The sequence below is a fragment of the Solirubrobacter phytolaccae genome, from assembly GCF_027587195.1.
Taxonomy (GTDB): Bacteria; Actinomycetota; Thermoleophilia; order Solirubrobacterales; family Solirubrobacteraceae; genus Solirubrobacter; species Solirubrobacter phytolaccae.
This window is the reverse complement of sequence record NZ_JAPDDP010000108.1, coordinates 1-20,843: the sequence shown is the minus strand read 5'-3', so window position 1 is coordinate 20,843 and position 20,843 is coordinate 1. Positions and strand designations below refer to the sequence as shown.

General features: G+C 73.5%; 17 protein-coding genes. 4 read left to right on the top strand and 13 right to left on the bottom strand.

Annotation, left to right across the window (positions count from 1 at the left end; all coding sequences use genetic code 11):
* From OJ997_RS33810 to OJ997_RS33765, 10 genes are all read right to left on the bottom strand, one after another.
* A partial coding sequence (locus OJ997_RS33810) for an AAA family ATPase (protein WP_270029841.1) occupies positions 1–1,652 on the bottom strand: 1,652 nt, incomplete at its 3' end.
* Positions 1,653–1,666: 14 nt separating this feature from the next.
* Positions 1,667–2,317: an alpha/beta hydrolase gene (locus tag OJ997_RS33805; protein WP_270029840.1), complete on the bottom strand. Its 651-nt coding sequence runs from the start codon at positions 2,315–2,317 to the stop codon at positions 1,667–1,669.
* A 2-nt stretch (positions 2,318–2,319) separates the two neighbouring features.
* The gene (locus OJ997_RS33800) at positions 2,320–3,096 is read right to left on the bottom strand and encodes an alpha/beta fold hydrolase (protein WP_270029839.1); all 777 of its coding nucleotides are present in this window, start codon (positions 3,094–3,096) and stop codon (positions 2,320–2,322) included.
* Positions 3,096–3,968, bottom strand: a complete 873-nt coding sequence (locus tag OJ997_RS33795; protein ID WP_270029837.1) for an alpha/beta fold hydrolase — start codon at positions 3,966–3,968, stop codon at positions 3,096–3,098. The genes OJ997_RS33800 and OJ997_RS33795 overlap by 1 nt, the downstream gene beginning before the upstream one ends.
* 2 nt (positions 3,969–3,970) lie before the next feature.
* Positions 3,971–4,786 (bottom strand): alpha/beta fold hydrolase, encoded by an 816-nt coding sequence (locus OJ997_RS33790; protein ID WP_270029836.1) that lies wholly within the window; start codon positions 4,784–4,786, stop codon positions 3,971–3,973.
* 158 nt (positions 4,787–4,944) lie between these two features.
* Positions 4,945–5,613 (bottom strand): hypothetical protein, encoded by a 669-nt coding sequence (locus OJ997_RS33785; RefSeq protein ID WP_270029835.1) that lies wholly within the window; start codon positions 5,611–5,613, stop codon positions 4,945–4,947.
* Positions 5,613–6,029, bottom strand: coding sequence for a hypothetical protein (locus OJ997_RS33780; RefSeq protein ID WP_270029834.1), 417 nt, complete (start codon positions 6,027–6,029; stop codon positions 5,613–5,615). The genes OJ997_RS33785 and OJ997_RS33780 overlap by 1 nt, the downstream gene beginning before the upstream one ends.
* Entirely contained in the window at positions 5,999–7,153 is a 1,155-nt protein-coding gene (locus OJ997_RS37985; RefSeq protein WP_270029833.1) for a DUF418 domain-containing protein, read from the bottom strand. The genes OJ997_RS33780 and OJ997_RS37985 overlap by 31 nt, the downstream gene beginning before the upstream one ends.
* 17 nt (positions 7,154–7,170) lie before the next feature.
* On the bottom strand, positions 7,171–9,117 hold the full coding sequence (locus OJ997_RS37980; protein WP_270029832.1) for a YwqG family protein: 1,947 nt from the start codon (positions 9,115–9,117) through the stop codon (positions 7,171–7,173).
* A gap of 37 nt (positions 9,118–9,154) precedes the next feature.
* Positions 9,155–9,862 (bottom strand): SDR family NAD(P)-dependent oxidoreductase, encoded by a 708-nt coding sequence (locus tag OJ997_RS33765; RefSeq protein WP_270029831.1) that lies wholly within the window; start codon positions 9,860–9,862, stop codon positions 9,155–9,157.
* 189 nt (positions 9,863–10,051) lie between these two features.
* Between OJ997_RS33765 and OJ997_RS33760 the strand changes: the two genes are divergently transcribed.
* Entirely contained in the window at positions 10,052–12,565 is a 2,514-nt protein-coding gene (locus OJ997_RS33760; protein WP_270029830.1) for a S8 family serine peptidase, read from the top strand.
* A 6-nt stretch (positions 12,566–12,571) separates the two neighbouring features.
* Here OJ997_RS33760 and OJ997_RS33755 read toward each other — a convergent pair whose 3' ends face one another.
* Positions 12,572–13,810, bottom strand: coding sequence for a hypothetical protein (locus OJ997_RS33755; RefSeq protein WP_270029829.1), 1,239 nt, complete (start codon positions 13,808–13,810; stop codon positions 12,572–12,574).
* 13 nt (positions 13,811–13,823) lie between these two features.
* Complete coding sequence (locus OJ997_RS33750; RefSeq protein WP_270029827.1) at positions 13,824–14,732, bottom strand: SDR family NAD(P)-dependent oxidoreductase; 909 nt, start codon at positions 14,730–14,732, stop codon at positions 13,824–13,826.
* A 77-nt stretch (positions 14,733–14,809) separates the two neighbouring features.
* Between OJ997_RS33750 and OJ997_RS33745 the strand changes: the two genes are divergently transcribed.
* A complete protein-coding gene (locus OJ997_RS33745) occupies positions 14,810–15,670 on the top strand; it encodes an AraC family transcriptional regulator (protein ID WP_270029826.1) in 861 nt (286 codons plus the stop codon).
* Here OJ997_RS33745 and OJ997_RS33740 read toward each other — a convergent pair.
* A complete protein-coding gene (locus tag OJ997_RS33740) occupies positions 15,625–17,760 on the bottom strand; it encodes an MMPL family transporter (protein ID WP_270029825.1) in 2,136 nt (711 codons plus the stop codon). The genes OJ997_RS33745 and OJ997_RS33740 overlap by 46 nt on opposite strands.
* A 115-nt stretch (positions 17,761–17,875) precedes the next feature.
* On the opposite strand from OJ997_RS33740, the gene OJ997_RS33735 reads away from it, so the two are divergent.
* Both OJ997_RS33735 and OJ997_RS33730 read left to right on the top strand, forming a co-directional pair.
* Entirely contained in the window at positions 17,876–18,478 is a 603-nt protein-coding gene (locus OJ997_RS33735; protein ID WP_270029824.1) for a TetR/AcrR family transcriptional regulator, read from the top strand.
* A gap of 13 nt (positions 18,479–18,491) precedes the next feature.
* Positions 18,492–20,843: ATP-binding protein (locus OJ997_RS33730; RefSeq protein WP_270029823.1), on the top strand; the 2,352-nt coding region annotated here is incomplete at its 3' end.

Genomic DNA, 20,843 nt, shown 5'->3' with positions numbered 1-20,843 from the left:
GGCCCCCGACTTGCCTCGCCGCCGGTCGACACGAACCGGCCGCGCGCCGACGCGCCTTCGTCGCCGGCCGCCGCGCTCTCGGCGCGCGCCGACACGCCTTCGTCGCCGGCCGCCACGCCGTCGCCGGCCGCTACGGACCGACCGCGCGACGACACGCCTCCGTCGCCGTCCGCCACGCCCTCGCCGGCCGCCACGAACCGGCCGCGCGCCGCGGGCTCGTCGTCGCCCCGCGCGATCGCGGCGCCGTCTCCGCCCAGGACCTGGAGCTTCGTCGCCGCTCGCCAGCGGAGGCGCAGGGCGAGGTCCTGGTCGTTCGTCGCCCGTGCGGCGGCCGCGAGCGCGTGCGGGTCCGCGCGTGGGCGCAGGAGGAGCAGGCGCGCGTGGTCGGTGGCGTCGAGGTGCTCGGGGACGATCGTCGTGAGCAGGCGCTCGCCGACTTCGATGCCGCCGATCTCGAAGGCGAGCTCGGCCGCGGCGACGAGGCGGCGTGAGCGGTCCGGGCCGGCCGGGGTGAGGTTCGCCGCGCGGCGCAGGCCGGCGGCGGCGCGCTCGTAGTCGCCGGCGGCGCGGGAGCGCCACGAGGCTGCTTCCAGGTCGGCGGCGAGGTCGGCGTCCAGCCCCGGCGCGCCGACGACGCGGTGCCAGGTCGCGCGGTCAGGGTCGGTGGCGGCGACCGCGAACGCGAACGCCGCGTGCCCCGCCGCCTGCGCCGCGGGGCTCCAGGCGCGCCGCACGGCCGCGCGCGTGAGCGGGTGCGTGAAGGCCACGCGGTCGCCGTCGATCGTCACGAACCCGCACTCGACCGCGGCCGCGAACACGTCCGCGGACAGCTCGCGCCCCGCCAGACGCGACGCGGCGGCGAGGATGTCCGGCAGGCGCCCGCCGTCGTCCAGCGCGGCGACGAGCACGGCGCGCGCGCAGTCCGCGTCCAACCCGTCCAGCCCATCGGCGAACGCCTCCTCCAGCGTGGGCGTCAGCGGCGCCCAGGAGCCGAGCAGCTCACCGTCGCCCACGCCCGCGTACGCCGCCGGCAGCTCGCGCAGCGCGAGCGGGCGGCCCGCGGCCTCGCGCAGGATCCGCTCGCGCACGAGCAGCGGCAGCTCGTCGCCGAGCACGGCCGACGCCGCCACCGGGTCCAGCGGCCGCACCCAGAGCTCCTCCACGCCCGCGGGGCCGGCCGTGTGCCCACCGAGCAGCACCGGCACGCCGACGCCACGCGTGATGAACGCGCCGAGCGCCGCGCGCGACTCCGCGTCCACCCACTGCCACTCGTCCACGCAGACAAAACCGTTTCCGGCCGCACCCGCCAGAGCGACCAGCGCAGCGGCCACGCTCGCGGCGTCCGGCGTGCCCGCGTCGCTGAGCCCGAAGGACGCCCGCAAGGCTTCCCCCGGCGCGCCCGGCAGCGCCCCGACCTCACGCCGCAGCGGCCGCAGCAACTGGTGCAGCGTCGCGTAGGGGAAGCCCGATTCAGCCTCGACCCCGACGGCGCGCAGCACGGGCAGCCCGCGCGCCGCGGCCCGCTGCACGCCCGCCGAGAGCAGCGCGCTGACGCCGCACCCGCGGGGACCACGGACGAGCAGCGCCGTGCGCTCGTCCAGCAGCCGCTCCAGCCGCGCCAGTTCTCCATCACGCCCGATCAGCGTCCCCATGCACCGCGAGTTTTTCAGGTTCGGCGGGTCGCGCGCAAAAACATCTCAGCCACTTCACGCGGATGCGTGCGCGCCACGTCGTGCGCGGCGTCCAGCTCGACGACCGCGCCGCCCGCCCGGGCCGCCATGGCGCGCTGGCGCTCGGGCGCCAGGAACGCGTCCCGCGCGGCGACGACGAACCACGACGCCACGCGTTCCCACCGCGCGACCGGCGCGGGCTCGTCGAACGCCCGCGCGACCACCGGCCGCTGCAGCGCGGCCTCGCCGCCGAGCAGCCCCGCGTACGCGTCCGCGCGCACGTCGAGCTCGACGGCGCCGTCACGGACGACGCCGGGCCGCAGCGCCTCGAGCACCCGCGGCTCGAGCAGCCGCACGCAGGTCTCCCCCACCGCGGGCGCGAACGCCGCGACGTAGACGAGCCCGACGACGTTCTCGGCGGCCGCCGCGCTGATCACGGCCCCGCCGTAGCCGTGCCCGCCGAGCACGACCGGCCCGCCCATCGAACGGGCGAGCGACGCCACGTAGGTGGCGTCGCTCGTGAGGCCCGACAGCGGGTTCGCCACCGCGATCGCCTCGATCCGCTCGCGCCGGAGCATCGCGATGACGTCCGCCCAGATGGACGTCTCCGCGAACGCGCCGTGCACGAGCAGGACCACGGCGCTCATGGCTACTTGCCCTTGACCGCCCGCAGGATGAAGTCGGCGGTGACCTGCGGCTGCGAGGTCATCACCACGTGCGAGGCGCCCTTGACCTCGACGATCTTCGCCTTCGCGCGCTTGGCCATCGTGCGCAGGTTGCCCGTGCCGATCGTGTTGTCCTTGGTCGGGATCAGCGCGAACGAGGGGATCGACGTCCAGGCCGGCGGGCCGGACGGCTCACCCAGCGTCACGAGCGAGGCCGGGCGCTGCGAGACCGCCATGACGTTCGCCAGCTTGCGCGGCAGGTCGGCCGCGAACACCTCGCGGAACGCGGACAGCTTGATCGTGCCTTCGAGCCCGTCGGGCGTGCCGCTCCCGTCCGGTGCGATGTCGAGCGTCTCCACGCCGAGCATCGAGCCGCCGCCGGGCGTCGACAGTGCCTGCACCGTCTCGCCCTGCGCGGGCACGAAGGCCGCGACGTACACGAGCGCCTTCACGTTCGGGTTGCCGGTCGCGGCGTTCGTGATCGCCACGCCGCCGTAGGAGTGGCCGACCAGCACGATCGGGCCGCTCACGTGCGAGAGGACGTTCTTCAGGTACGCCGCGTCGGCCGAGACGCCCCGCAGCGGGTTGGCCGGGGCGAGCACCTTGTAGCCCTTGCCCTGCAGGCGCTCGGTGACGCCGTTCCAGCCGGACGCGTCCGCGAACGCGCCGTGCACCAGCACGATCGTCGGCTTGGTGGCCGCGCTCGCCGGCGCGGAGATCAGCACGAAGGCGGCCAGCACCGCCAGAACCAGACGCTTCATCAGGCCACCCCCGCCTCGGTCGCGACGGGCTCGCCGACGGCCTCGCCCCGCGCGAACGCGAGCAGGTCCGCGGACAGCTCGTCCTTGTGCGTGTCGGTCAGGCCGTGCGGCCCGCCGGGAACGACCTTCAGCCGCGCGCCCGCGACCAGTCGTGAGGAGGCCTGGCCGCCGACGCTGAACGGCACCACCTGGTCGTCGTCGCCGTGGATCACCAACGTGGGCACGTCCACGCGCGCGAGGTCCTCGCGCATGTCGGTCGCGCTGAATGCCGCGATCGAGTCGTAGGCGTTCTTGTGGCCGGACTGCAGGCCCTGGCGCCAGAACGCGTCGCGGATGCCCGCCGAGATCTCGACGCCCTCGCGGTTGTTGCCGAAGAAGATCGTGTCGGCGAAGTCCTTGTAGAGCTGGGAGCGGTCGGCCAGCGAGCCGGCGCGGATGCCGTCGAAGACCTCGATCGGCACGCCGCCCGGGTTGTCGTCGGTCTGCAGCATGAACGGCGGGACGGCGCTGACCAGCACGAGCTTCGCCACCCGCGAAGTGCCGTGACGGCCGATGTAGCGCGTGACCTCACCGCCGCCGGTGCTGAAGCCGACCAGGATCACGTCGCGCAGGTCCAGCGCCTCGATCAGCGCCGACAGGTCGTCCGCGTAATGGTCCATGTCGTTGCCGTCCCACACCTGCGCGGAGCGGCCGTGCCCGCGGCGGTCGTGGGCGATCGCGCGGAAGCCGTTGTCGGCCAGGTACAGCTGCTGCGCCTCCCAGCTGTCGCTGCTCAGCGGCCACCCGTGGGCCAGCACGATCGGCTGGCCGGAGCTGGGGCCCCAGTCCTTGTAGAAGATCTCGACGCCGTCGGGGGTCGTGATGAACGGCATGGCTAGGCCTCGACCTTCTGGTTCGTGCGGGCGTTCGCGAGCGCCCATTCGAGTGCGCGGTCGGCGATCTTCTCCCAGCCTTCGAGCGCCGGCATGAAGTGCGGGCCCTCGAACTCCGTGATCTCCGTGACGGTCTTGTCGGACTTGTAGTGCTTGAAGTTCGACTGCTGGACGCTCGGCGGCATGATGTGGTCCGTCGTGCCCGAGATGAACAGCAGCGGCGCGCGGTCGTCGTTGTGGTAGTCGACCCACGTGTCCTGGTGGCCGGGCTTGATGTTGGCCAGGACGCTCTCGAGCAGGATCCCGCCGCTCGCCGGCACCGCGTAGCGCTCGTACAGCGGCCGCGCGATGTCCTCGTCCACGCCGTTGGTGAACGAGTACATGAACTGCTCGAACGTGAAGCCGGCCGCGCGATGCCGGTTGGCCGGGTTCTTCAGGATCGGGAAGGTGCTGCGCAGCTGCGAGAGCGGGGCGACCTTGACGCCCTCGGTCGGCGCGGAGTTGAGCACAACCGCCGAGGCGCCGTAGCCCTTGTCGAGCAGGATCTGCGTGAACACGCCGCCCGCCGAATGCCCCATGATGATCGGGTTGTCGAGCGGCTTCACGACCGACTCGAGGTGGTCGACGATCTTGTGGACCGTGAGCTCGGCGATCGGCGTCGGGTCCTCGTTGAGCGCCTCGACCTCGACCTCCAGCCCCGGGTACGCCGGAGCGACGACCTTGAAGCCCTTCGCCTCGTAGTAGGCGACCCAGTTCTCCCAGCTGCGCGGCGTCATCCAGAAGCCGTGGATGAGGACGATGGTGTCCGGTGCTGACATTGCGTGTTCCCCCTTGGAACGCATCTCGATGACCTGCCGGGGAACCTATGTCCGACCCCCTATGGGTCGCATCGGGTGCATGACTGCGCATGACCGCGCACCCCACGACAGTCATGTGACCGATGCGAGCGCGACCGCCCTCAGTACACGATGCTGGGCTACGCGACGACCGTGAACTCGACGTGCACCGGCAGCTCGCCGATGCCCGCCTGCTCGGCGTCGAACCACTTGGCGACGCGATGGAGCCCCGGTTCGGTCCACGTCGGCACCGTGAAGCTCGTGGGCATCGAGCTGCGCGCGAAGATCCCGACGGCCATGGCCGCCCACGCGCGAGGCTCGTCGCCGGGTTCGACGACCGCCCGCCACGTCGTGCCGTCCCAGCGCTCGAACCAGAAGCCCATGCCGCCCTCGATGTGGTGGGCGCCGGTGTGCAGCGTCGTCCGCAGCACGTCGCCCCGGCGGACGGTCGGTGTCTCGCACTCCCACCGCGCGTCGAGGTCCTGCACCGGAACGCGCACCGGCCAGCTGACGTGCTCGTCGCCGGCCTCCAGCACGAGCTCGTACTCCACGCCGGGCGTCTCCGGCAGCTGCACGGCGAGCACGATCGGGCGACTCGGGCTGAGCACCTTGACCTCCAGCTCGTCCCGCGCGACGACGCCGTCCGGACCGCGCAGCTCGAGCACGAGCGTGCGCCGCGGGGCGGCGACGCCATGCCGGATGCCCGCGTGCAGCTCGAGCGTCGCACCCGGCAGGTACGGGCCGGTCTCGGGCGCGTCGATCCAGGCCCGGTCGGCGGGCAGTCCGAGCAGCTGCGGGGTGAGCGTCATCAGGAGCGAGCCGTCAGGCGCCCCGACTCGAACGCCACGATCGCGTGGCGGCACTCGGGTGGGCAGTCCGGGCCGTTCGGGTGCAGGACGTCGACGCCCGTCCGGACGCGCCCCGTGGCCACGACCTTGCCTGCGGGATCGCGGATCGTGACCGTCAGCTCGACCGAGTCGGTCTTGGGCAGCGCCGCCGCGACGGACGCGTTGTCACCGATCGGGCCGCCGTACCGGGTCGTCTCGCACACCGTGTCGGCGCACACCTCGATGCGCGTGACGTCGTCGGCCTCCGCCTCGATCGCCGGGATACCCCAGACCGTGACGCCGCTTCCGCAGCCGACGGCGGTGCAGTCGACGCTGGCTTCCCCGCACCCGCCGAGCGCGGCAGCGATCAGGAGGATCCCACTGATGAGGCGCGCCATGGGGCGAGGCTAGCGCGCCCGTAGGTGGCGCGGCGCAGCAGCACCTCGAACGGGCCGCGACGCCCGGTTCGAGCCATCCAGGACGCGAGCGCGACGGTGGCCAGCCAGGTCGCGGTCGCGAGCAGCGCGGTTGCGGTGAGGCTCAGCTCGTCGTGCAGGCCGAGCAGGAACGGGGTGAACACGAGCGTCCACACGACCGACTGCGCGAGGTAGCACGTCATCGACCGCTGCCCGGTGGCCGTGAGCGCACGCACGACGCGACCCTGCCGCAGCCGTGGAGCGAGGAGCGCGAACGCGGCCGCGTAGCCGACGCCACCGATCACGCCCGCGGCGACGTCGAGTGTCGTCGCCAAGCCGTACCAGCCGTCGCTCTCGGAGGGCAGGACCCCGATCCACATCAGCGCCAGCGGCTGCGCGCCGACCACGCCGATCGCGATGCCCGACACGGCCACCGCCTTCAGCCCGCGGCCCGTACGTTCGAGCAGGCGGCGCCGGCCGGCCCACAGGCCCAGCAGGAACGGGCACGTCGCCATGAACGGGCCGGCGATCAGGTTCAGCGGCAGCGTGATCAGCCGTTCCGTCAGCAGCGTCTCGATGTCGCCGGGAACGTCGGCGGCGTACACGCCGGCCTCCACGTCCTCGACGGACACGGCGCCGATGCCCGCGGTCACCAGCAGGAAGAAGAAGATCGCCCAGCCGATCACCCAGCCGTCGCGCCAGAAGACGACGAACGCGCCGACCAGGAGCGTGACGCCGTAGCCCGCGAGCACGTCGCCGCTGAACAGCAGGACGGTGTGCACGGAGCCGATCAGCAGGAGCGCTCCGGCGCGGCGCCAGAGCAGCCGGCGCACGCGACGGCGCCCGCGCTCGGCGTGACGGCGCGCGACCTGCGTCACGCCGTACCCGAACAGGAACCCGAAGAGCGGATACGCGTGCGCGTTCACGAACGTCGTGAGCACCCACATGGTCGCCTGGTCGAGCCATCCGAGGGTGTGCGGGAACGAGCCGAGCGCCGCCGCCTCGAGGAAGAGCTGCGAGTTCGCGAGCGCGATGAACCACAGCATCAGCCCGCGCGCCAGGTCAGGGCCGAGTGCGCGTTCAGAGAGTGCGGTGGCGCCATTCACGGCGCACAGGAAAGCAATCAGCTGGAATCGGCGACCGCGACCACCTGCGAGAAGTCGCGCGCCGCGAGCGCCTCGGGCGTGATCCGGAACTGCGCGGTGCCGCCGTCCAGGAACTCGAAGTCCAGCGCCTCGTCGAAGGTCAGCGACAGCAGGATCACGGTGCCCGCCTTCATGTCGTAGCCCTGCGCGCCCGTCACCCAGCCGCCGATCCAGTGCCGCGTCCAGTCGGCGAGGATCGCGTCCGCCAGCTCGCGCTCGAGCTCGTCGTAGGTGAGCTGGTCGTAGACGGCGAGTCCGAGCCGCTCGACCGCGGTCTCCTCGTCGGGGAGCGTGAGCAGCTCGCGGGCGCGCACGTGACGTTCGCGCAGCGCCGGGCCGGACGCGGGGACCGGCGCGTCGGTCCAGAAGAGCCGCGCGGGTGAGCCGGGCGCGTTGTCGGCCTCGTCGATCAGGCCGTCGTCGTCCTCGAGGTCGAAGCCGATGAAGGCCAGCATCCAGCCGTGGTCCGGCAGCGCGCTCGGCGGCAGCTCGCTCAGGTCGATCGCCGCGACGAACGTCAGCCCTTCCGGCCACGGCTCACCCTCGGGCAGCAGCGGCGCGCCACCGAGCCGCGAGCGCACGCCGTCCGCCTCCTCGAGCAGGAACCCGGGCTCGGCGAGCTCGTGCGCGAGCCGCGCCGCGTGCGCCTCCAACCCGCCCTCGCGCAGGAACACCTCGAGCGCGTCGCGGTCGAGCAACGCCGCCTGCGCCCGCCCGAGCGCGGACCCACCGCGGGGCTTCGTCGACGCGAGCGACGCCATGAACGCGTCCACCCGCTCCTGCCCGACCGCGGCGACCGTGAGCTGACGCTTGTCGCCGCCCTGCCGGCCGAGGTAGACGAACGCGAGGAACGGATCGACCGTGCCCGGAAGCGGCTCCGCGTTCAGTCGCTCCGCGAGCCGCGCGCCGACCGCCGAGGCCACTTCGTGCGCCTCCCCCAGCACTTCCCAGCCGCCCGCCCGGTGCCCCGCCGAGAGCATCCGGCACGTGCGCAGCGCTTCGGCGTCCAGGCGGTCGAGGAGCGGGAGGTCGACGACCAGGCCGGCTTCGACCGCCTTGTACATGTCGAACAGCGCGGCGCCGTCCTGGCTGGAGGCGCGCCGCATCTGGTCGCGCCAGGTGACGCCGACCGCGCGCGCTCGCGGCGGGAACATCGCGCGCGAGTCGTGGATGGTGTGCACCTCGAGCACGAACAGGTCGGTCGCGCCGGCATCGGCCACGGCACCCCGGATCGCGCCGTCGAGCGCGTCCGCGAGCGGCTCCGCCCGCGCGCGCATCTCCTCGACGCCCGGCCAGCGCTCGGCCCCGTCGACGCGCCCGTCCCAGGTCACGTGGTCCGGCGCCAGCGTCGTCGCGACCTCGAGACACCCGCCGAGGTCACCCGGCCCCTCGGCCCAGCCCCGACGGACCTGGACGAGCTCCCCGTCCTCGTGCTCGGCGACCTGGGCCAACGCCCAGCCCGAGTCGCCGGACACGCGCGCCCGGTCGGCCCGGACGGCGTGCTCGCCGTCCCACGTCAGCCACACGATCTCCGTCCCGCCCGACCACGCGCCCATCACACGCACGACCTTCCCGTCGACCGCGCGCGCCCGCCGCACCCACGGCTCGTTGGCGTCGATCTCGAGGAACGAGCCGTCGTCGTCCCAGAACCACATCCGCGGCGCCCATCCCTCCAGCACCTGCGCGACCGGCCGGCCGTGGACGTCGAACGCGACCCGCGCTCCGCCCTCGCCCTCGTCGCGCCACTCGCCGGAGAACGTGATGTCGTCGCGCGCCACCGGCGGCAATGGCACGAAGAACGGCCGGTGCGGGTCCGTCCACCGCCACTCGTGGGCCGCCGCCGCCGCGGCCTCCAGCTCGCGGTCCGCGTCCAACGCCGCCAGCCGCGCCTGCGCCTCTGCCAGATCGTCTTCCCAGTCGGCCACGTCGAACCTCTGCCCGCAATCAGGACCTTTGACACGACTACCAGGCCACGGCGCGCTCCGCGTCGAAGAAGCCGCCCGTCGGGCCGTCGGCGTCGAGCTGGGCGTAGCGGACGACCACCCGCGCGGCGTCCGCGGCCGGCGTCGGCGCCTGCTCGCGGTTGCCCGGCGCGAGGTCCGTCTGCACCCACCCGGGGCAGACCGCGTTGACCTTGATCGGCGTGTCGGCGAGGAGCTTCGCGAGGCCGATCGTGAAGCTGTTCAGCGCCGCCTTGGACGCCTGGTACCCGGGCACCACGAGGCCGTAGTAGGGCGAGCCCGGGTCGCTCTGGTCGGCGAGTGAGCCCATCGTGCTGGAGACGTTGACGATCCGCGCCGCGTCCGCGCGCCGCAGCAGCGGCAGGAAGTGCTCGATCACCAGCATCGGCCCGAGCACGTTGGTGTCGAGCGTCGCGCGCGCCATCCGCGTGTCGAGCACGCCCGGCGCCTCGGGCAGGATGCCGGCGTTGTTGACGAGCAGGTCGAGGCGTCCGTGGCGCTCCTCCACCGTCGCCGCGGCACGCGCCACGCTCGCCGCGTCACCGACGTCCAGCGGGAGGCTCGAAGCGCCGATCTCCGCCGCGGCCGCCTCCCCACGCGCCACGTCGCGCGCGCCGACGATGACGGTCATCCCGGCCTCCACGAGCAGGCGCGCCGTCTCCAGGCCGAGGCCGCGGTTGGCTCCGGTGATCAATGCGATCTTCGTCATACCCGTGCAACGCCCGACGGCGCGGAAGTGTGAGGCGAGCCAGCCGGCCAATGCCGCCTTGACAAGGTCAGCATTGACCGACAGTGTGCAGCGCTTCGGGCAACAATCCTTGGGGGGGTTGGGGTGACTGGGAAGCGCTTTGGAGCGAGGTTGACGGCCGCGCTCATGCCGGCGATCGTGGCGGGGGCCATGGCGGATGCCGCTGTGGCGGATCCGCCCGCGCCGTCGGGACCGATCAAGACCTACGACGGCGATCCGGGCACGCTGGGGAACCCGGGCAGCTGGCGCACGCCGGAGTTCACGCGCGACAACGGGCTGCTGTCGATCAGCGCCGAGTACGCGTACGCCGCGGGCTTCGCCGGGCAGGGCACGAGCATCGGCGTCGTGGACTCGGGTACGTACGCGGACCACATCCGCGAGCACGGCAGCAAGGACTCCAGCTACGCGGTCGGCGACCGCTTCTTCGGCGTGGTCGCGCAGGGCGGGAACACGGGTCCGACGTCGGGCTTCTGGAACCAGCTGTTCAACGACCAGCACGGCACGCACGTCTCGGGCACGATCGCCGCGAGCCGTGACGGCGTCGGCCAGACGACGCCGACCGAGAACATGCACGGCGTCGCGTTCAACGCGGACCTGTACATGGGCAACACGGGCAAGACCGACGGCGCGCTGTACGGGCAGCTGCCGGCCACCGCGACCGCCGCGCAGCGCGTCGACAACGCGTACCTGGGCAACGTCTACCGGGCGGTCAACAGCGCCACCACGCGTGACGGCAAGCCGATCCGGATCATCACCTCCAGCTGGGGCAGCCAGCCCAACACGGAGAGCTACACCAACCTCGAGCCGCAGGCCGGCGAGCCCGCGACGTTCGGCCTCATCCCGAGCTGGCGCTACATGTTCCTGCCGGAGGGCGTCGCCGACGCGGACGGCAACACGTCGCACTGGATCAACGGGGCGATCGACGCCGCGCGCACGGGCACGGTCATCCAGTTCACGGCGGGCAACAACCGCTACGCGAATCCGACCACGCGCGGCAACGCGCCCTACTTCCTGCCCGACCTCGAGGGCAAGTGGTACACGACCGCGGGCGTGAACGCGACCCTCGGCCGCACGACGAACGCGGACGGCTCGGTCAAGGTCCCGGGCACGATCTCGCGCTTCAACCGCTGCGGGCTCTCCAAGTGGTGGTGCGTGACCGCGCCGGGCAACACGATCAACAGCACCTGGTACACGATCACCGCGGGCGTCGCGCGCCCGACCTACAACGCGGCGTCCGGCACCTCGATGTCCGGCCCGCACTCGGCGGCCGTGCTGGACCTGGTCATGCAGCGCTTCCCCTACATGACCAACGAGCAGGCGCTGCACACGATGTTCACGACGGGCCGCCAGAACGCGACCCTCAACGCGCTGTCGCAGCCGCAGCCGGCGACGGCCCCCGCGGTCGACGGCGTCGCGAACCCGAACGCCGGCCAGATGGTCACGGTGCCGGACGCGAGCAACGGCTGGGGCACGGTCAACCTGCGCGACGCGTTCGCCGGCCCGGGCCAGCTGCTCGGCCCGACGGCGCTGGACACCAAGGGCTACGACGACACGTGGTCCAACAACGTGTCCGACGTCGCGATCAAGGCCCGCCAGGCCGAGGACGCGACCGAGGCCGCGGCCTGGACGCAGACCAAGGCGACCAAGGGCTGGACGGCCGGCCTGCCGATCAACGCCACCGACAAGGACAAGTTCGACTACGACCTCGGTGAGCGCCGCGCGGCCGCCCGCAACGCGCGCGTGTACGCGGGCAGTCTGACTAAGAGCGGCGCCGGCACGCTCACGCTCGCGGGCACCGACACGTGGACGGGCAAGACGACGCTGACCGCCGGCGGGATCGCGGTCACCGGCTCGCACAGCGCCCCGGTCGACGTCACGGGCGGCACCCTGTCCGGCGGCGGCTCGATCGGCGGCAACGTCAACGTCTCCGGCGGCATTCTCGCCCCCGGCGACACGACCGCCTCCGCGCTCAAGCTCGCCGGCAACCTCACGCTCGGAAGCGGCGCCTCGCTCGTGATCAAGGGCGCGGGCACCGAGTACAGCCGCGTGTGGGCCGACGGCGACGTCACGCTCGGCGGGAACCTCACGATCGCCGGCGCGATCAACCCCGGCACGACGCTCACACTCGTCAAGGGCAAGTCGATCACGGGCACGTTCGCGAACCTGCCCGAGGGGACGATCTTCAAGAGCGGCGGCAACACGTTCCACATCTCGTACGCGAACAACGCCGTGACGCTGATCACGTTCGCGTCGGCCGACCTGCCGGTCAGCGGCACCGTCCCCGCGACGCTGTCGTTGACCCTCGGCGCACCCGCGACGTTCCCGGCCTTCACGCCGGGCGTCGCGCAGGAGTACACGGCGACGACGAAGGCGACCGTCCTGTCCACCGCCGGCAACGCGACGCTCACGGTCGCGGACCCGAGCGCGACCGCGACGGGTCACCTCGTCAACGGCGCGTTCGTGCTGCCGCAGCCGCTGCGGGCCGGCGTCGGTGACGTGTTCGCCGCGCTGACCAGCCCGGTGACGCTGAAGACGTGGGCCGAGCCGGTCTCCAACCCGGTGGTCGACGTCACGTTCAAGCAGGCGATCGGCGCGACCGACGCCCTGCGCACCGGCACCTACGCCAAGACGTTGACGTTCACGCTGTCGACGACGGCGCCGTAGCGATCGTCAACCGGCGCCGGGGTACTCGACCCCGGCGCCGGTGTCGACGCCGATCGACTCCGCGCGCTCGAGGCGTGCGAGGTCGCGGGTGGAGAGCGCGAGCGTGACGGCGCGCGTGCCGCGGGCGGGGATGCGGAAGGCCGTCTTGCGCCCAACCGCGCGGGCGTCGGCGTAAAGGCGGACCGAACCGCGACACCCGGTCCGGGGCGAGGCCACGCAGCGGAGCGTCAACCGCGTGCGCCGCCCGAGGTCTCCGGTGCCGATGAGCTCGACCTCCGACCGCGCGCACGGGCCGGGGCCGGGCTCATTCACCGGGGCGTCCCCGAGTGCCGCGACGAGCAGGCACCCGTTGGCCTGCCAGAGCACGTGCTGCGCGTCGCCGGTGAGCCGGCCGAGCCCCTTCGTGCGCACGCCGAACGGCTGCAGCGCACCACCGGGCGGCGCGAGCCACAGGCGTCCCGCGTGCGCGGCCGCGACGTGTGCGCCCGCGAGGGCCACGAGTCGCCCGTCGGCGGGCCCGAGCCGTTGCGCCGGCTGGCCGGCTGTGAACGCGTACGCCGAGCCGGCCTCGTCCGTGGCGACGACGCGCCCGTCCGCGGCGAGCGCGATCTGGGCCGCCGGGCTCGGCAACGTCGTCCGGCCGAGCTCGGCACCGGTGCGCCAGTTCGCCACCATCACCTCGCGGCTGGTCTCGAGGGTCTGTGTGGTGTAGGCGACGAGATCGCCGGCGAACCGCGTGTGGAACGAGCGGTACGGGAGGTCACGCGCCGCCGGATCGCGCACCACGGCGGTGACGTCGGTCATGTCCTCACGGGCCTCCTGCGTGAACAGCAGCCCGGAGTCGACCTGCACGCCGACCGGCAGCGAGCCGCCGGTCCAGAACTTCGCCCACGGCGATGCCGCGCTCCAACCGCCGTCGAGGCCGCCCGCGAACAGCTGGGAGGAGTACGTGTCCTCCGGCCTGCGCATGAGCACGACCGCGGCGGCGCGGTCGCCCTGCGCGGACAACTCCACGCTGTCGACGGGCTCCCGCACGGTGAAGCTCGCGATCGTCCGCGCCGGACCGCCGGCGACCGGGATCGACCGCACGGTGACCCTCCGCCCGGCCGACTGCGTGAACAGCACGCGGTCGCCGGCGAGCGCGAACCCCTCGTCCGGGGCGAGCTTCGTCAAGGGCCGCGGCGCGGCCTGCGCGGCGGGCGCGCACACGAGCGCGAGGGCGAGAACGACCAGGAGGCGGCGCATGAAGCGCGCGAGCTTAGTTGAGCGCGCGCTCGCTGAACGTCCAGAGCCGCTCGGCGAGCTCGAGGTCGACCGCCCACGGACGGACGCCGCTCGGCACGTGGCCATCGGCCTGGACCAGCTGCGCCACGTCGCAGTCCTCGAGGTAGGTGCCGGGCTCGGGCCGGTCGTCGAGCGCCGCGAAGACGATCGTCGCCGCGCCCTGCGGGACCGTCTTCAGGCCCTCGGTGATGCGGTTGCCGTCGGGGTCGAGCACGCCCAGGTTGCGCAGGTCCTCGTCCGTGAGGTGGCGCGCGAGGCCGGTCCAGATCGTGCCGGGGTGGAGCGAGTGCGCGTGCACGCCACGGGCGGCGAGGCCGACCGCGAACAGCGCGTTGGCCGACTTGCTCTGCCCATAAGCGACCCATTTGTCGTACGGGCGGCGGGTGAAGTCGGGGTCGTCGAAGTCGACGCCGGCGATCTGGTGGCCGAGCGAGGAGACGGAGATCACGCGGCCGCGCAGCACGTCGAGCAGGGCCGTCGTGAGCCGGAAGTGGCCGAGGTGGTTCACCGCGAGCTGGAGCTCGTGTCCGGCGGCGTCGCGGCCCTCGGGCACGGCCATGATCCCGGCGGCGTTGATCAGCAGGTCGAGCGGTCGGCCGCTCGCGTGGAACCGGTCGGTGAAGGCGTCGATCGAGGCGGGGTCGGCAAGGTCGAGCGTCGCCAGCTCGACCCCGTCGGGGACCGCGGCGCGCGCGATCTCCGGTCGGCGCGCGGGGACGATCACGTGCGCGCCCGCGCCGGCCAGCACACGGGCCGTCTCGAGCCCGAGGCCGGAGTAGCCCCCGGTGACGATCGCGGTCTGCCCGTCGAGGCGGCGGTCGCCGAGGACCTCCTGCGCGGTGGTGGTGGGCCCGAAGCCGGACCCGATCGGTGTCTGGTTCATGTCGTTCACGCTAGGCCCGCGCACGCGTGCATCGGTCACCGAAACGCCACGATCTGTGTCCTATTCTCTACGGCAAGATGGACCCGCTCTCCGACGTCGTCTCGCTCCTGCGCGTCCGCGGCGCGCTCGCCTCACGGCTCGAGGCCGGCGGCGACTGGGCGCTGCGCTTCAGCGGCTACCGGCACATCAAGTTCGGCGTCGTGCAGGCCGGGACGTGCTGGGTCATGGACCAGGAGCTCCAGGCGGGCGACTGCTACCTGCTGACGTCCGGCACGCCGTACACGCTCGCGGCCCACCCCGGGCTCCAGGCCGAGGACGGCGACGCGCGCTTCCGGCGCGCCGCCCGCGAAGGCGTCCTGCGCATCAGCGCCGAGCCCGACCTCATCCTCGACGGCGGCTCGCTCGTCTTCGAGGAGCCCGACGCCGAGCTGCTGCTGAGCGTCCTCCCGCCCTTCCTGCGCGTACGGGACGACCCCGACTGCGCGGCGACGATCGCGCTGCTCGCCCGCGAGACCGACGCCTCACGCCCGGGCGCCGACCTCACCCGCGAGCACCTCGCGCAGGTGCTGTTCGTGCAGATGCTGCGCGCCGCCCGGCCCGAAGGCCCGAGCTGGCTCGGCGCGCTCGCCGACCCGCAGATCGGCGCCGCGCTCGAGCACATCCACAGCGACCCGAGCCACCCGTGGCGCGTGGCCGAGCTGGCCGACGCCGTGCACATGTCGCGCTCCGCGTTCGCCGGTCGCTTCACGCGCCTGGTCGGCTCCTCCCCCGCCGAGTACGCGCAGCACTGGCGGCTGCACCGGGCCGCCGCGGCGCTGCGGCGACCCGGCGCGCGCGTGACGACCGTGGCCCGAGACCACGGGTACGCGTCACACGCGTCCTTCTCGAAGGCCTACAAGGCCGTGATCGGCGAGCCGCCCTCCGCGACGCGCGGGTGAGCCTTCTTAGGCGCGCGCTCGATCGCGGTGCCCTCGATGTCGAGGTTCGGGATGAGCCGGTCCAGCCAGCGCGGGAGCCACCAGGCGCGCGCGCCGAGCAGGGTCATCAGCGCCGGGATCAGCGTCATCCGCACCAGGAACGCGTCGATCAGGATGCCGACCGCGAACGCGAAGCCGATCGACTTGATGATCGGATCGTCCGGCAGGATGAAGCCCGCGAACACGCTGATCATGATCAGCGCCGCCGCCGTCACGACGCGGGCGGAGCCGCGGAAGCCGTCGCGGACCGCGTCGCGCGCGGACGCGCCGTGCGCGAACTCCTCGTGCATTTTGGAGACCAGGAACACCTGGTAGTCCATCGCGAGGCCGAAGATCACGCCGATGATAAGCACCGGCAGCAGGCTCACCAGCGGGCCGGTCTGCCCGACGCCGATCAGCTCCGCGCCGACGCCCTCCTGGAAGACCAGCACGACCGCGCCGAACGAGGCGGCGATCGTCAGCAGGAAGCCGCCGATCGCGGTCAGCGGGACGAGGATCGAGCGGAACGCGACCATCAGCAGCAGCAGCGCGAGGCCGACGACGACCGCGAGGTACGGGATGAGGCTGGAGGACATCTTCTGCGAGACGTCGATGTTCGTCGCGGTCTGCCCGGTCACGAGCACCTCGCCGTCGAAGCGCGTGTCGCGGATCGTGTTGACGAGGTTCTCGGTCGCCTCCGACGAGGGGCCGCTGGACGGCGTGACCGAGATCAGCGCGAGGTCCTTGCCGGGGATCTCCTGCGGCGGCGTGACCGCGGCGACGTCCGGGAGCTTGGTGATCGCAGCCGCGGTGGCCTTCGGGTCGCCGCCCTGCGCGACGAGCGTGAGCTGGCCGTTGGCGCCGACGCCGAAGCCCTCGGAGACGAGGTCGTAGGCCTGGCGGGTGGTGGTGTCGGGGTTCGAGGAGCCGTCGTTGGGCAGGCCGAGGCGGACGTTCAGCGCGGGGATGGCGAGGGCGCCGAGCGCGACGATCACGAGGCCGGAGGCGACGACCGGACGGCGCATGACGATGGCCACCCAGCGGGCGCCCAGGGTCGGCTTGGCGTCGCTGGCGGCGGCTGCGGCGGTGAACGTCTTGCCGCGCACGAGACGGTGGCCGGCGAACGCGAGCAGCGCCGGGACGAGCGTGAGGCTGGCGAGCACGGCGATCGCGATCGAGCCGGCGGCGGCGATGCCCATCTGGGCGAGGAAGGGCGTGCCGGTCATGACCAGCGCGACGAGCGCGATCATCACGGTGGAGCCGGCGAAGACCACGGCGCTGCCCGCGGTGCCGGCGGCGAGCGCGATCGAGTCGGGGATGCTCATGCCGTCGTGCACCTGGGTGCGGTGGCGGCTGAGGATGAAGAGCGCGTAGTCGATGCCGACCGCGAGGCCGAGCATCGCGGCGAGCGTGACGGAGGTCGACGTGAGGTCGGTGATGCCACTCGCGAGCTGGATGCCGAGCATGCCCGCGCCGACGCCGATCAGCGCCGTGAGCAGCGGCAGGCCGGCGGCGAGCAGGGAGCCGAACGTGATCGCGAGCACGACCATGGCCACGAGCACGCCGAGCACCTCGCCGACCGGCGGCTCGCTCTCCACGTGCGCGGCCGCGCCGCCGAACTCGACCTGGGTCGCGGCGCCGTCGGCGGCCTTCTCGATCGCGTCGGTCTGCGTCGCGTCGACCTCCATCTGCGGGATCGAGAACTGCAGGTCCGTGTAGGCGATCCGGCCGTCCTCCGAGGTGATGGGCGGTGTGGCGCTCGCGACGTCGGGGACGGCGGCGAGCTGCTTGACCGCGCCGTTCAGGGCCGCTGCGTCGAGCTGCTCACCCTTGGCGGCGGCGAACACGACACGACCGGTCGCGCCGTCGGCGTTGGACTGCGGGACGGCCTGCTCGATCAGCTCGATCGCGCGCTGAGACTCCGTGCCCGGGACCTTGAACTCATCGCTGAACGTGCCCTTGAAGGCCATCGCCAGGCCGGCGAGCGCGACGAGGCCGATCAGCCACGTGCCGAGCACGAGCCGGCGGCGTCGTACTGAGAAATATCCGAGTCGTTGCAGGAGTCGAGCCATTGGGGAGCTTCCTTCGGGGAGAGGTGCGTCGCGAGGCAAGAATACACCGTGATGCATTTTTGCCAAGGTGTGCATCCTTGCTATCGACGGCAGAGGCCGCTACCTTGAGCGGTCCATGGCCCTTCCGGACACCGACCTCAACCGCCGCGAGCGCAAGGCGCAGCGCACCCGCCGCGAGATCGTGCGGGCGGCCTGTGAGCTGGTGCTCGAGGAGGGCTACGAGCGGGCGACGATCGCGCGCATCGCCGAGCGTGCCGACCTCGCGACGCGGACGGTCACCACCCGGTTCGCGTCGAAGGAGGCGATCTTCTTCGACGGTCTGAACGAGGCGCTCGCGCGCGTCGAGCAGGCCCTCGAGCGCCCGGACGGCGACGTCGTCGACCGGCTGCGCGGCTGGATCGCCGAGATGTCCCAGCTTCCCGCGCTCAAAGAGGACGACGCGGAGCTGCGCGCCCTGCGCAGCCGCGCGATCGACCACGACCCCGAGCTGCGGGCGCTGTTCGGCCAGCACTTCGACCGCGCGCACGACGCGATCGCACGCGCCGTGGCGGCCACCTCCGGCCTGGCGCCCGGCAGCGCGGGGCCGCAGATGATCGCGGCCGCCACCGTGGTCATGCTCCGCGTCGTCGAACGCCTGGCCGCGGAGGACGACGAGCAGGCGAGCGTCGAGCTCGAGCGCGGCTTCGAAGTGCTGCGCGGCGCGCTCACCGCGCTCTGACACCCTTAGGGCCGTGGACGCGTCATACCGCCTGCTCGGCCCTCTGACCGCGCTGCGCGGCGACGCCGTCATCGACCTCGGGCCGCCCAAGCAGCGGGCGACGCTCGCGCTGCTGCTCCTGCATCGTGGCCGGCAGGTCTCCACCGACCGCCTGATCGACGCGCTCTGGGGTGACGAGCCACCGCCGAGCGCGCTGGCTTCGATCCAGGCCTACGTCTCCAACCTGCGCCGCGCGCTGCGCGACACGGCCGGGGCGAGCTCGGCGATCGTCCGCCGCGCGCAGGGCTACGTGCTCGAGGTGCCGCCGGACCGCGTGGACCTCGCGGTGTTCGGCGTCGAGCTGGGCGCGGCGCGGACGGCCGCCGAGTCGGGGACCTGGTCGGCGGCCCTGACCCACGCCGACGCGGCGCTGGCGTTGTGGCGCGGCGAGCTGCTCGAGGACCTCTCCGACCAGGCATGGGTACGCGCGGAGGCCGAAGCGATCGAGGCGCTGCGGACCGAGTGCCGCGAGACGCAGGTCACCGCGCTGCTGGCCGCGCAGCGCGTGGCGCCCGCGCTGGCGGCGGCGGTCGAGCTGCGCAAGGCGCACCCGCTGCGCGACCGCGCGTGCTGGCTGCACATGATCGCGTTGCACCGCGCGGGCCGCACGTCCGAGGCGCTGGACGCCTACCAGGACCACGCGCGCCGGTTGGACGAAGAGCTGGGCTTGGAGCCGGGCACCGAGCTGCGTGAGCTCCAAGTGGCCATCCTCCGCCACGAGCCCGCGCTCGCGGCGTGGCCACGCCCGGCGAGTTGGACGGGCGCCGCCGCGCTGCACTCGCCCGTCGGGCCGGCCGACGACGCCGGCGCGGGCGCAGCCGGCGCGACCGGCGTGGGCGGCGACGCCGCCTCCCTGTTCGCCGGGCGCGCGCTCGCGGAGCCCGACCCTGCTTCGGCCCTCGTCGGCCGCGGACGTGAGACGGGCGTCGTCGACGAGCTCTTGGCCGACGCGTGCGGCGCGAACGCGCGCTGGCTCGTGCTCACCGGGCCGGCCGGGATCGGCAAGACGCGGCTGGCCGAGGAGCTCGTGCACCGGATGCGCGCGCTCGGCGGTCGCGACGCGTGGTCGCGGTGCAGCGAGGAGGACGGCGCGCCGGCGTGGTGGCCGATCCGCCAGCTCGTCCGCGCGCTCGGCGAGGACCCCGACACGCTGCTCGTCCCGCCCGCGCACGTCGACGCGGACGCAGCGCGGTTCGCCCTCTACGAGCGGGTCGCGGAGCTGCTGCAGCGGGCCGCGACGACCGCACCGCTCGCCGTGGTCGTCGACGATGCGCAGTGGGCGGACCCGACATCCGCGCGCTGCCTCGCGTACCTGGTCGGCGCCCTCCGTGAGGTGCCGGTGGCGTTCGCGCTCACGCTGCGCGACGGCTTCGACGAGGCGGCGGTCGCCCCGCTCCTGCAGGCGTTGGCGCGCAGCGACGGGCACCGCCAGCTGGCGGTCGGGCCGCTCGCGCTCGCCGACGTGCGCGAGCTCGCGAACACGATCGCCGGCGACCCGTTGAGCGAGCGCGAGGCGGACGACCTCGCGCGGCGGACCGGCGGCAACCCGCTGTTCGTCTCCGAGTACGCGCGCCTGCCGACCGACGCGCGCGTCCAGGGCGACACGCCGCTCGCCGTCCGCTCCGTGCTCGGCCGCCGCATCTCCGGCCTGGAGCCCGAGATCCTGCAGGTGCTGCGCGCCGCCGCGGTGATCGGCGACGTCGTGGACCTTCCCGCGCTCGCGGCGACGCTCGGCATGCAGGCCGACGTGGTCGCTGAGGCCCTGGACGAAGCCGCCGACGAGCACGTGCTCGTGCCCAGCCAGGACAGCGCGGGCTACGCGTTCGCGCACGGCCTGCTGCGCGACGAGCTCCTCGCCGGCCTGCCCGCGATGCGCCGGCGCCGCCTGCACGCCCGCGTGGCGGCGACGCTCACCGGCACCGACGGCGACAGCGTCAGCCGGCGCGCCCAGCATCTCGTCGCCGCGCTCGGCGTCGTCGAGCCCGACGAGGTGATCGACGCGTGCGTCGCCGCCGCCCGAGTCGCCGAGACGCGCTGGAGCTCGGAGGTCGCCGCCGACTGGTGGGCCGAGGCGCTCCGCGTGCACGACCTCCAACCGGGAAGCGACGAGGAGCACGAGGCCGGCCCGAGCGCCGCGACCGGGGGCGGCGACACGAGCGCGCCCGGCCGGCCGGGCACCGCGACCGGCGACGACACCACGAGCGCGCCGGGCGGGGCGCACGCCGCAGCCGGGCCGAGCGCCACGGACGACGACGGAGCGGGCGGGGCGACCGGTGCCGACGCGGCGGGCGGCCCCGGCGGAGCGGGCGGGGCGACCGGTAAGTCG

Bases quoted from the DNA above. Each gene is read 5' to 3' on its own strand.
- OJ997_RS33740 (WP_270029825.1), bottom strand. From the start codon at position 17,760: ATGGCTCGACTCCTGCAACGACTCGGATATTTCTCAGTACGACGCCGC.
- OJ997_RS33790 (WP_270029836.1), bottom strand. From the start codon at position 4,786: ATGTCAGCACCGGACACCATCGTCCTCATCCACGGCTTCTGGATGACG.
- OJ997_RS33750 (WP_270029827.1), bottom strand. From the start codon at position 14,732: ATGAACCAGACACCGATCGGGTCCGGCTTCGGGCCCACCACCACCGCG.
- OJ997_RS33755 (WP_270029829.1), bottom strand. From the start codon at position 13,810: ATGCGCCGCCTCCTGGTCGTTCTCGCCCTCGCGCTCGTGTGCGCGCCC.
- OJ997_RS33760 (WP_270029830.1), top strand. From the start codon at position 10,052: ATGGCGGATGCCGCTGTGGCGGATCCGCCCGCGCCGTCGGGACCGATC.
- OJ997_RS33745 (WP_270029826.1), top strand. From the start codon at position 14,810: ATGGACCCGCTCTCCGACGTCGTCTCGCTCCTGCGCGTCCGCGGCGCG.
- OJ997_RS33765 (WP_270029831.1), bottom strand. From the start codon at position 9,862: ATGACGAAGATCGCATTGATCACCGGAGCCAACCGCGGCCTCGGCCTG.
- OJ997_RS33785 (WP_270029835.1), bottom strand. From the start codon at position 5,613: ATGACGCTCACCCCGCAGCTGCTCGGACTGCCCGCCGACCGGGCCTGG.
- OJ997_RS33805 (WP_270029840.1), bottom strand. From the start codon at position 2,317: ATGAGCGCCGTGGTCCTGCTCGTGCACGGCGCGTTCGCGGAGACGTCC.
- OJ997_RS33795 (WP_270029837.1), bottom strand. From the start codon at position 3,968: ATGCCGTTCATCACGACCCCCGACGGCGTCGAGATCTTCTACAAGGAC.
- OJ997_RS33800 (WP_270029839.1), bottom strand. From the start codon at position 3,096: ATGAAGCGTCTGGTTCTGGCGGTGCTGGCCGCCTTCGTGCTGATCTCC.
- OJ997_RS33735 (WP_270029824.1), top strand. From the start codon at position 17,876: ATGGCCCTTCCGGACACCGACCTCAACCGCCGCGAGCGCAAGGCGCAG.
- OJ997_RS33780 (WP_270029834.1), bottom strand. From the start codon at position 6,029: ATGGCGCGCCTCATCAGTGGGATCCTCCTGATCGCTGCCGCGCTCGGC.